This is a genomic window from Streptomyces coelicoflavus, assembly GCF_003112555.1.
Classification (GTDB): domain Bacteria; phylum Actinomycetota; class Actinomycetes; order Streptomycetales; family Streptomycetaceae; genus Streptomyces; species Streptomyces coelicoflavus.
In genome coordinates, this window is the sequence record NZ_BEWB01000002.1 from 1 (window position 1) to 10,844 (window position 10,844).

The following is a 10,844-nucleotide window of genomic DNA, read 5'->3' on the forward strand; positions in this document are numbered from 1 at the left end:
CCCCCGGGTCTCCCGTCCAGCGATGCTGCCCTCGGCCCCCGGCCAGGGATCCTGCCGCTGGGCCGCCGGGCCTCGCACCCCCGGTCGGCGACGCTGCCTCGGGTTGCCGGGGCCCGCCCCCCGGGTCTCCCGTCCAGCGATGCTGCCCTCGGCCCCCGGCCAGGGATCCTGCCGCTGGGCCGCCGGGCCTCGCACCCCCGGTCGGCGACGCTGCCTCGGGTTGCCGGGGCCCGCCCCCCGGGTCTCCCGTCCAGCGACGCTGCCCTCGACCCCCGGACAGGGACCCTGCCGCCGGGCCGCCGGGTCTCGGTCCCCGGCCCGGTTGCTCAGTGGACGGGGCCGTGGGGTGTCCCGTGTGGTGCCGCGGCGCGGTGGGGTGGCATCGGTGCCGGGCGGGTCGGGCGGTGTCGGGTCGCCAGGGCCGTTGCCAGGCAGGCCGTCGCCGCCGTCGACAGGGCCGCGCGTACGACGTTCCAGGCCACCCACGGGTCCTCGAACCGTTCGCGCAGCGCCGCCGGATCGCCCGGGCGGGCCAGGGCGTCGTTGAGGGGGACGTTGCCGGCCACCGTGACCAGGAAGGCGAGTGCGTACGCCGTCGCGCCGGCCCAGATCCACCAGCGGCCCGGCAGGCCGCGCGACTGCCACCCCGCGAGGCCCGCGAGGACCAGCGCGCCCGTGAAGCCCAGCAGGAACACCGGGTTCTCGATCACGTCGTTGACGTCGCGCATCACGTCCACGTACACGCGGTCGTCGCTGCGTGCCAGCGCCGGCATCACGGCACAGGCGAAGACGTAGAAGGTCCCGGCCATCAGGCCCGATGCGACCGTGGCCGCGACCAGCACTCCACCGGCGGTGCGGGACCGCTGTTCCCCGTTGGTGTTCGTCATGCGGCCAGTCAACCGGCGGCCCGGCGTACCGAACATGGCCCGGACGCGCGGGCGCATGCGCGAGCGTCCACACGGGGGCGGTACGAGGGGTTCCGGGCGCGCGGGCGGGCAGGCACTGTAGAAGGAGCGGTTCCCCTGCTCCCCTCTCCGGCCCGCCCCCACCGGGCCACCCAAGGCGGTGACAGGAACATGGCACTGGGTACGGCCACCGACCCGTACGAGCTGCGGTTCGACACCGGGCGGATCTGCCTGGACCTCGTCGCCACCACCCACCCCGTGGAACGCCTCGGTTCCCTGGACGCGCTGCGCGCCTGGATCACCGGCTCCGGACTCGTCCCGCCCGGTACCCCGCTGGCCCACGCCGACCTCACCTGGCTGACCGGCTTCCGCGAACTGCGCGGCGAGACCGCGAGGTTGGTGCGCGGCCGGCCGGCGCCCCCGACCCCCGCCCACGCCCTCGCGCTCGCCCGCGTCAACGAACTCGCCCTCGCCGCACCCCCCGCGCCCCGCGCGGTGCCCGGAGAAGACGGCACCCTGGTACGGGAGCTGACCGGGCCGCCACGGTGCGCGGCGCTGCTCGGCGCGCTCGCCCGGGACGCGGTGGAACTGCTCACCGACCCGGTCGCGCGGGCGAGCCTGAGGCAGTGCGCGGGCGACAACTGCCCCATCGTGTACGTCGACACCTCCCGGGGCCGCCGCCGCCGCTGGTGCTCCAGCGAGATCTGCGGCAACCGCGAGCGCGTCGCCCGGCACCGGCGCCGCGCGGCCCTGGCCCGGTAAGCACCCGTAGGTCCGCCCGCGCCCCGTTCGTCACACCGCCTTCGGGAAATCTCTCATCTCGTTTTGAACACGCCGCACTTCGCGTCCGTACCGAATGGGCGAGCGACCGACTGGGGGAACCCCCGGACATCGGAGGTGGGCGTGCGCAAGGATTCCGTCGTGGCCAATGAACGTGGTGCGAGGGCCCGACATCGCATGTCGCAGTCGTCCTCGGAACCCGACGAGGAGCTGATGCGCGCGCTGTACCGCGAGCACGCCGGCCCCTTGCTGGCCTACGTGCTGCGGCTGGTCGCGGGGGACCGCCAGCGCGCCGAGGACGTCGTCCAGGAGACGCTCATCCGTGCCTGGAAGAACGCCGGTCAGCTCAACCGTGCGACCGGATCGGTACGCCCCTGGCTGGTGACGGTCGCCCGGCGCATCGTCATCGACGGCCACCGCAGCCGGCAGGCCCGGCCGCAGGAGGTCGATCCGTCGCCGCTGGAGGTCATCCCCGCGGAGGACGAGATCGACAAGGCGCTGTGGCTGATGACGCTGTCGGACGCGCTCGACGACCTGACCCCGGCCCACCGGGAGGTCCTCGTCGAGACGTACTTCAAAGGGCGTACCGTCAATGAGGCGGCGCAGACACTGGGCATACCCAGCGGCACCGTGCGCTCCCGGGTGTTCTACGCCCTGCGTTCGATGAAGCTGGCTCTGGAGGAGCGGGGGGTGACGGCGTGATGAGCGGGTACGGGGGAGCTCAGGGATTCGGCGGGGGATTCGGCCCGGGGGATTCGGGTAATTCTGTCCCCATGCAGGGATCACCGGCGCCGAACGAGCACGAGACCGTCGGCGCCTACGCCCTCGGAATCCTCGACGACGCGGAGGCGACCGCCTTCGAGGCGCACCTCGCCACCTGCGAGTGGTGCGCCCAGCAGCTCGACGAGCTGGCCGGCATGGAGCCGATGATGGCGGCGCTGGCCGACCTGCCCGGCACCGGAACGCCCGCGATCGCCGAGTCGCTCACCGCGAAGCCCGGCGCGCGGCTCTCGGAGAAGCTCGTCGACGAGGTCGCCGAACGCCGCGCGAGCAAGCGCCGCCGCAACTTCTACCTGGTGGGCACCGCCGCCGCGCTGATCATCGGCGGCCCGTTCGCCGCCGTGGCGACCACGGGCGGCGGGGGAGGGGGCGGTGACGACGGCGGCGGACGCAGGACCGAGGCGACGCGGCAGGCCGCGAGCCCCGCCGAGGCCGCCTTCGCCGCCATGCCGGACCGGGTCACCGCCACCGACCCGGGCACACAGGTCAGCGCGACCGTGGCGCTGGAGAAGAAGGCCTGGGGCACCGAAACGGTCCTGGAGCTGAAGAACCTCAAGGGCCCCCAGAAGTGCTCCCTGGTCGCCGTCGGCAAGAACGGCGAGCGGGAGACGCTCACCTCCTGGACGGTCCCCGACTGGGGGTACGGCATCCCGGGCGCCACCACCGAGAAGGCCAAGAAGCCGCTCTACGTGCACGGCGGAGCCGCCTTCGAGCCCAACCAGATCTCCCACTTCGAGGTCATGACCTTCGACGGGAAGCGGCTCGTGGAGGTCGACGCGTAGCGCGGGCCGCAGGCGCGCCGTAGCTTCCCGGGCCCCCTTCGCGTATTTTTGACGGCTGCCCAGCACGTCAGAAGGGGGCCCGGTGGCCGCACAGGCTCAACAGGATTCAGCGGTCGACTCGGAGCACGACCCCGTACGACCCGTACGAGGGGACTCCGCGCGGGAGGACTCCACACGCGAGGACTCCGTGCGCGACCGAGAGATCGACGTGGAACAGGCGCACCTCGACCGGGTGTACCGGCGCCTCGAGGAGAAGATCCACGAGGCGGAGTTCCTCATGCACGACGCCGCCCAGCGCGGCCACGTCGGCACGCCCGGCGCCCTCGCCGAGCGCGACGCGCAGGTCTTCCGGGCCGGCATCCACCTCAACCGCCTGAACAACGAGTTCGAGGACTTCCTGTTCGGCCGCATCGACCTGCTCCTCGGCAAGGACGGCAAGAAGGGCCCGGACGGCGCGTACACGGCGGTCGAGCCCGCGGAGGGCGCCCTCGGGCCCGACGACACCGCCGACATCGCCGAGACCCTGCACATCGGCCGCATCGGCGTCCTGGACGAGGACTACGCCCCGCTGGTCATCGACTGGCGGGCGCCCGCCGCCGCCCCCTTCTACCGGTCCACGCCGGTCGACCCGGGCCGGGTCGTGCGCCGCAGGGTGATCCGCTCCAAGGGGCGGCGCGTCCTCGGCGTCGAGGACGACCTGATGCGGCCCGAGATCACCGCCCGCCTGAACGGCGAGGAGCTGGCCGTCGTCGGCGACGGCGCCCTGATGGCAGCCCTCGGCCAGGCCCGCACCCACTCCATGCGGGACATCGTGGCCTCCATCCAGGCCGAGCAGGACCAGGTGATCCGCGCCCCCGCCGCCTCCGTGACCTACGTCGAGGGCGGCCCCGGCACCGGCAAGACCGCCGTCGCCCTGCACCGGGCCGCCTACCTGCTCTACCAGGACCGGCGCCGGTACGCGGGCGGCATCCTCATCGTCTCGCCGACGCCGCTGCTCGTGGCGTACACCGAGGGCGTGCTGCCCTCCCTGGGCGAGGAGGGTCAGGTCGCGATCCGCGCGATCGGCTCCCTGGTCGAGGGCGCGGAGGCCACGCTGTACGACTCCCCGGCCACCGCCCGCGCCAAGGGCTCCTCCCGCATGCTCACGGTGCTGCGCAAGGCCGCGCGGGGGGCGCTGGAACCGGCCGACTCGCCGTCCCTGCTCCGGGTCGTCGCCTTCGGCCGCCGCCTCGAACTGGAGGCCGGGGAACTGGCCGGCATCCGCCGCACCGTCCTCGGCGGCACCGCGCCCGTCAACCTGCTGCGCCCCCGCGCCCGCCGGCTGCTCCTGGACGCCCTGTGGCAGAAGTCGGGCGCCGGGGCCCGGCACTCCGACCCCGAGCTGGCCGCCGAGCTGCGCTCCTCCTTCGACGAGGACGTCAGCTCCGAGGACTCCTTCCTCGCCTTCCTCGACGCCTGGTGGCCCGAGCTGACCCCGGGCGCCGTGCTGGCGGCCATGGCGGACGAGCGGCGCCTCGGCCGCTGGGCCCGGCGGGTGCTGAACCCGGGCGAGGTCCGCAAGGTGGCCCGGTCACTGCGGCGCGAGGGCCACTCCGTGCACGACATCGCCCTGCTCGACGAGCTCCAGGCGATCGTCGGCACCCCGGCCCGCCCCCGCAAGCGGCGCGAGCAGGACCCGCTGGACCAGCTCACCGGGCTCGAGGAGCTGATGCCGCAGCGCGAGGAGACCCAGTGGGAGCGGGCCGAGCGCCTCGCCCAGGAGCGCACCGAGTACGCGCACGTCATCGTCGACGAGGCGCAGGACCTCACGCCCATGCAGTGGCGGATGGTGGGCCGCCGCGGCCGGCACGCCACCTGGACGGTCGTCGGCGACCCGGCCCAGTCCTCCTGGTCCGACCCCGACGAGGCGGCGGCCGCCCGGGACGAGGCGCTGGGCACCCGCCCGCGCCGCCGCTTCGAGCTGACCGTGAACTACCGCAACCCGGCCGAGATCGCCGAGCTGGCGGCGAGGGTCCTCGCGCTCGCCATGCCCGGCTCGCGGTCCCCGTCGGCCGTCCGCTCGACCGGCGTGCGGCCGCGCTTCACGGTGGTGGACGAGTCCCTCGCCCAGTCGGTCCGCGCGGAGGCGGCCCGGCTGCTCGGCCTCGTCGACGGCACCGTCGGCGTCGTGGTCGCCATGAACCGGCGCGAGGAGGCCCGGCGCTGGCTGGCCGGGCTCGGCGACCGCGTGGTCGCACTGGGCAGCCTGGAGGCCAAGGGCCTGGAGTACGACGCCACGGTCGTCGTCTCCCCGGCCGAGATCGCCGACGAGTCGCCGGCCGGCCTGCGCGTGCTGTACGTCGCCCTGACCCGGGCCACGCAGCAGCTGACGGTGGTCTCCTGCGAGCGGGACGAGCCGGACGCCTCGGGGGTGCCGGACCTGCTGCGCGACTGACGGGCGTGTCCGCCCACGCGAGAGGCCCGCGCCGTCGGACGGCGCGGGCCTCTCGCTCTTCGCTTTCTTCCGTTTAGGTGGCACCGACCCGCCATGCTCGCCTCGCGGCAAGTGGTCGCTCGTAGCGACGATGGTTGGGCCCGGGGGCTTGGATCGAGCCGGTGCCACGTCCAAGGTAACAAACGATCCCCGCAAGACAATTCCCGTCCCGCGGGTTCCTTCGGTGACCGGAACGCGTCCCCTCCGCGTCTTGCGGCGCCCTCTTCCCCCGACGGGCTACTTCTCGTATGGTGGAAGTCGTTTTCCGAAACCGGCGCGAACAAAAAGTTCGCAATCCGGGGCGGCTACCGCGTACTCGGTGGTAGGTGCGACGATCGGACGGCACAACCCAGTTACACGGTGAAAGCAGAGGAAGTCGGCCATGGCAACGGCGCCCAGCGTCTCCTACTCGATGACGGTCCGACTGGAGGTGCCCGCGGGCGGAACCGCCGTCTCGCAGCTCACCACCGCGGTGGAGTCCGCCGGCGGCTCGGTCACCGGCCTCGACGTCACGGCCTCCGGCCACGACAAGCTCCGCATCGACGTCACCATCGCGGCCGGCTCGACCTCCCACGCCGACGAGATCGTGGAGCGGCTGCGCGGCATCGAGGGCGTCAGCCTGGGCAAGGTCTCCGACCGTACCTTCCTCATGCACCTCGGCGGCAAGATCGAGATGGCGTCCAAGCACCCCATCCGCAACCGCGACGACCTCTCCATGGTCTACACGCCCGGCGTGGCCCGCGTCTGCATGGCGATCGCCGAGAACCCCGAGGACGCCCGCCGCCTCACCATCAAGCGCAACTCGGTTGCGGTCGTGACGGACGGCTCCGCCGTCCTCGGCCTCGGCAACATCGGCCCGAAGGCCGCGCTGCCGGTGATGGAGGGCAAGGCGGCCCTGTTCAAGCGGTTCGCTGGCATCGACGCCTGGCCGCTCTGCCTGGACACCCAGGACACCGACGCGATCGTCGAGATCGTCAAGGCCATCGCCCCGGGCTTCGCCGGCATCAACCTCGAGGACATCTCCGCCCCCCGCTGCTTCGAGATCGAGGCCCGGCTGCGCGAGGCCCTCGACATCCCCGTCTTCCACGACGACCAGCACGGCACCGCCATCGTCGTCCTCGCCGCCCTGACCAACGCGCTGCGCGTGGTGGACAAGCCCATCGAGAACGTACGGGTCGTCATGTCCGGCGCCGGCGCCGCCGGTACGGCCATCCTGAAGCTGCTGCTGGCCGCGGGCGTCAAGAACGCCGTCGTCGCCGACATCCACGGCGTCGTGCACGCCGGCCGCGCCGACCTGGTCGACGCCGCCCCGGAGTCCGCGCTGCGCTGGATCGCCGACAACACCAACCCCGAGGGCCTCACCGGCACCCTCAAGGAGGCCGTGCACGGCGCCGACGTCTTCATCGGCGTCTCCGCCCCCAACGTCCTCGACGGCGCGGACGTGGCGGCCATGGCCGAGGGCGCGATCGTGTTCGCGCTCGCGAACCCCGACCCCGAGGTCGACCCGGCGGTCGCCCGGGAGACGGCCGCGGTCGTCGCCACCGGCCGCTCCGACTTCCCGAACCAGATCAACAACGTGCTGGTCTTCCCCGGTGTGTTCCGCGGCCTGCTGGACGCCCAGTCCCGCACCGTCAACACCGAGATGATGCTGGCCGCCGCGCACGCCCTCGCGGACGTGGTCGGCGAGGACGAGCTCAACCCGAACTACGTCATCCCCAGCGTCTTCAACGACAAGGTCGCCGGCGCCGTCGCGGGCGCCGTGCGGGAGGCGGCGAAGGCCGCCGGAGTGGTGGCGTAGGTTCCCCCGGCCGGGGAAGGCGGCCTGTGGCGTGGTGGTGAGGATCACCACGGCGGGCCGCCGCTCCGGCGCGTCGCGGGATGTCGGGCCTCGGATCGCCCTCTAGGGTTGCGCAAGGCTCAGGCCCTCTCGGCGTGTGACTCCCAAGGGTGTTCGCACGACCTCCTGGGGGTGCCGGATTGGCTTTACCGCCGCAGGTGGAGGCAGGATGCCTCCCTGGGCGCGAGGGCCTGACGACCGACCCGGGTCCGGGGAATGTCAGAGGGCCCTGGCAGCATCGGCATCGCTGTGCCCAATGTGCGGCTCCGCCGCGTGGCACGCCTCAACGGCAAGTAGAACACGGGAGTAACAACATGAACCGCAGTGAGCTGGTGGCCGCCCTGGCCGACCGCGCCGAGGTGACCCGCAAGGACGCCGACGCCGTGCTGGCCGCGTTCGCCGAGGTTGTCGGCGACATCGTCTCCAAGGGCGACGAGAAGGTCACCATCCCCGGCTTCCTGACCTTCGAGCGCACCCACCGTGCCGCTCGCACCGCCCGCAACCCGCAGACCGGCGAGCCGATCCAGATTCCGGCCGGCTACAGCGTCAAGGTCTCGGCGGGCTCGAAGCTCAAGGAAGCCGCCAAGGGCAAGTAAGCGCGTAGGCGCTCCGCTGTGAGCGCCGGGGACTGCGCGGATCGTTCGTCCGGTATGCGGTCGTTTCGCGGTCGCGGGCCGGGTGTGGCTGGTCGCGCAGTTCCCCGCGCCCCTTGCAGGGGCGCTCCACGCAACGCCGATGGGGCGGTCACCCGAGTCCGGGTGACCGCCCCATCGGCGTTCGTGCGGGTTGCTAGCCCAGGGCCTTGCCCGGGAGTTCCACCTTCGCGCCCAGCTCCACGAGCTTGTCCATGAAGTTCTCGTAGCCGCGGTTGATCAGGTCGATGCCGTGGACCCGGGAGGTGCCCTGGGCCGCGAGGGCGGCGATGAGGTACGAGAAGCCGCCGCGCAGGTCGGGGATGACCAGGTCGGCGCCCTCCAGCTTGGTCGGCCCGGAGACGACGGCCGAGTGCAGGAAGTTGCGCTGGCCGAAGCGGCAGTCGGAGCCGCCGAGGCACTCGCGGTAGAGCTGGATGTGGGCACCCATCTGGTTGAGCGCAGAGGTGAAGCCCAGCCGGGACTCGTAGACCGTCTCGTGGACGATGGACAGGCCCGTGGCCTGGGTCAGGGCGACCACCAGGGGCTGCTGCCAGTCGGTCTGGAAACCGGGGTGCACGTCCGTCTCCAGGGCGATGGACTTCAGCCGGCCGCCCGGGTGCCAGAAGCGGATGCCCTCGTCGTCGATCTCGAACGCCCCGCCCACCTTCCGGAAGGTGTTCAGGAACGTCATCATCGAGCGCTGCTGGGCCCCGCGGACATACACGTTGCCCTCGGTGGCCAGCGCCGCGGAGGCCCAGGAGGCGGCCTCCAGGCGGTCCGAGAGGGCACGGTGGGTGTAGCCGCCCAGCTCGTCCACGCCCGTGACGCGGATCGTGCGGTCGGTGTCCATGGCGATGATCGCGCCCATTTTCTGCAGGACGCAGATCAGGTCCTCGATCTCGGGCTCCACGGCCGCGTTGGACAGTTCCGTGACGCCCTCGGCGAGCACGGCGGTCAGCAGGACCTGCTCGGTGGCGCCGACGGACGGGTACGGCAGCCGGATCTTCGTGCCGCGCAGCCGCTGCGGGGCCTCCAGGTACTGGCCGTCCGCCCGCTTCTCGATCTTCGCGCCGAACTGCCGCAGCACCTCGAAGTGGAAGTCGATGGGGCGGCCGCCGATGTCGCAGCCGCCCAGACCCGGGATGAAGGCGTGCCCGAGACGGTGCAGCAACGGGCCGCAGAACAGGATCGGGATGCGCGACGAGCCCGCGTGGGCATCGATGTCGGCGACGTTCGCGCTCTCCACGTGGGAGGGGTCCATCACCAGCTCGCCGGGCTCCTCGCCCGGACGGACGGTCACCCCGTGCAGTTGCAGCAGTCCGCGTACGACCCGCACGTCGCGGATGTCCGGCACATTGCGCAGCCGGCTCGGCGCACTGCCCAGCAGGGCGGCCACCATGGCCTTCGGCACGAGGTTCTTCGCACCGCGGACCCGGATCTCGCCCTCCAGCGGGGTTCCGCCGTGGACAAGCAGTACGTCATCAGCGCCGTTGACGGTCATGAATCTCGCGTTCCGTGGGGTTGGGCAGGGGCCAGAAGGGAAAGGGTAATCGTCTTGTACCCCCCTTCAGGGCGCCTCCGCACGGTCGGACAACGTCATGGATTTGTCACAACACGCGGTGTTCACCGGCGCGTACGGGGGGTCACGACTCGGGGGCGTGCGCGGGTGCGTGTTCACCCCCGTGCCCTCGATTGCCTCCCCACGGAAGGGGAACATGCGGGATCATGTCTGGCATGACCGAGGTGTCCTCGCTCACGGGGCGGCTGCTCGTGGCAACGCCCGCCCTGGCGGACCCGAACTTCGAGCGTGCGGTGGTGCTCCTTCTCGACCACGACGAGGAGGGCTCCCTCGGTGTCGTCCTCAACCGTCCCACACCGGTCGACGTCGGCGACATCCTGGAGGACTGGGCGGACCTGGCCGGCGAGCCGGGCGTCGTCTTCCAGGGCGGCCCGGTCTCCCTGGACTCGGCCCTCGGCGTCGCCGTCGTCCCCGGCGGGGCGTCCGGCGAGCGGGCGCCGCTGGGCTGGCGCCGGGTGCACGGCGCGATCGGCCTGGTCGACCTGGAGGCCCCGCCGGAGCTGCTGGCGTCCGCCGTGGGCGCCCTGCGGATCTTCGCCGGGTACGCGGGCTGGGGGCCGGGCCAGCTGGAGGACGAGCTGACCGAGGGCGCCTGGTACGTGGTCGAGTCCGAGCCCGGCGACGTCTCCTCGCCGTTCCCCGAGAGACTCTGGCGCGAGGTGCTGCGCCGCCAGCGGGGCGACCTGGCGATGGTGGCGACGTACCCGGACGACCCGTCGCTCAACTGAAGCGTGTGAGCTTCAGTACCCTTGGCGGTTATGAGCACTCTCGAGCCCGAGCGCGGGACAGGTACGGGAACCCTCGTCGAGCCGACGCCGCAGACGTCCCACGGCGACGGCGACCACGAGCGCTTCGCGCATTACGTCCAGAAGGACAAGATCATGGCGAGCGCCCTCGACGGCACCCCCGTCGTGGCGCTGTGCGGCAAGGTCTGGGTGCCGGGCCGCGATCCGAAGAAGTACCCCGTCTGCCCCATGTGCAAGGAGATCTACGAGTCCATGAACGGCGGCGGGGACGAGGGCAAGGGCGGCGACAAGAAGTAGCGCCTCTGCCCGTACGGACCTCTCAGAACT

General features: G+C 72.4%; 10 protein-coding genes. 8 read left to right on the forward strand and 2 right to left on the reverse strand.

Going from position 1 to position 10,844, the window contains the following annotated elements:
- Window positions 1-326: 326 nt before the first annotated feature.
- Window positions 327-887: an anthrone oxygenase family protein gene (locus Sco07f_RS00205; RefSeq protein WP_108986602.1), complete on the reverse strand. Its 561-nt coding sequence runs from the start codon at window positions 885-887 to the stop codon at window positions 327-329.
- A gap of 189 nt (window positions 888-1,076) precedes the next feature.
- Between Sco07f_RS00205 and Sco07f_RS00210 the strand changes: the two genes are divergently transcribed.
- From Sco07f_RS00210 to Sco07f_RS00235, 6 genes are all read left to right on the forward strand, one after another.
- Entirely contained in the window at window positions 1,077-1,667 is a 591-nt protein-coding gene (locus tag Sco07f_RS00210) for a CGNR zinc finger domain-containing protein (RefSeq protein WP_007450159.1), read from the forward strand.
- Window positions 1,668-1,862: 195 nt separating this feature from the next.
- Window positions 1,863-2,387: a sigma-70 family RNA polymerase sigma factor gene (locus tag Sco07f_RS00215; RefSeq protein WP_007450155.1), complete on the forward strand. Its 525-nt coding sequence runs from the start codon at window positions 1,863-1,865 to the stop codon at window positions 2,385-2,387.
- A 71-nt stretch (window positions 2,388-2,458) separates the two neighbouring features.
- Window positions 2,459-3,247 (forward strand): anti-sigma U factor RsuA, encoded by a 789-nt coding sequence (rsuA, locus tag Sco07f_RS00220; RefSeq protein ID WP_108986603.1) that lies wholly within the window; start codon window positions 2,459-2,461, stop codon window positions 3,245-3,247.
- 82 nt (window positions 3,248-3,329) lie between these two features.
- Window positions 3,330-5,681, forward strand: a complete 2,352-nt coding sequence (locus Sco07f_RS00225) for a HelD family protein (RefSeq protein WP_161337124.1) — start codon at window positions 3,330-3,332, stop codon at window positions 5,679-5,681.
- 421 nt (window positions 5,682-6,102) lie between these two features.
- A complete protein-coding gene (locus tag Sco07f_RS00230) occupies window positions 6,103-7,518 on the forward strand; it encodes an NAD-dependent malic enzyme (RefSeq protein WP_108986604.1) in 1,416 nt (471 codons plus the stop codon).
- 353 nt (window positions 7,519-7,871) lie between these two features.
- Complete coding sequence (locus Sco07f_RS00235; RefSeq protein WP_003950507.1) at window positions 7,872-8,153, forward strand: HU family DNA-binding protein; 282 nt, start codon at window positions 7,872-7,874, stop codon at window positions 8,151-8,153.
- A gap of 193 nt (window positions 8,154-8,346) precedes the next feature.
- Here Sco07f_RS00235 and murA read toward each other — a convergent pair whose 3' ends face one another.
- A complete protein-coding gene (gene murA / locus Sco07f_RS00240; protein WP_007450161.1) occupies window positions 8,347-9,693 on the reverse strand; it encodes a UDP-N-acetylglucosamine 1-carboxyvinyltransferase in 1,347 nt (448 codons plus the stop codon).
- A 233-nt stretch (window positions 9,694-9,926) separates the two neighbouring features.
- Here murA and Sco07f_RS00245 point away from each other — a divergent pair, with 233 nt between their 5' ends.
- The gene (locus Sco07f_RS00245; RefSeq protein WP_042826249.1) at window positions 9,927-10,499 is read left to right on the forward strand and encodes a YqgE/AlgH family protein; all 573 of its coding nucleotides are present in this window, start codon (window positions 9,927-9,929) and stop codon (window positions 10,497-10,499) included.
- A 30-nt stretch (window positions 10,500-10,529) separates the two neighbouring features.
- Window positions 10,530-10,814 (forward strand): DUF3039 domain-containing protein, encoded by a 285-nt coding sequence (locus Sco07f_RS00250; protein ID WP_007450147.1) that lies wholly within the window; start codon window positions 10,530-10,532, stop codon window positions 10,812-10,814.
- Window positions 10,815-10,844 lie beyond the last annotated feature (30 nt).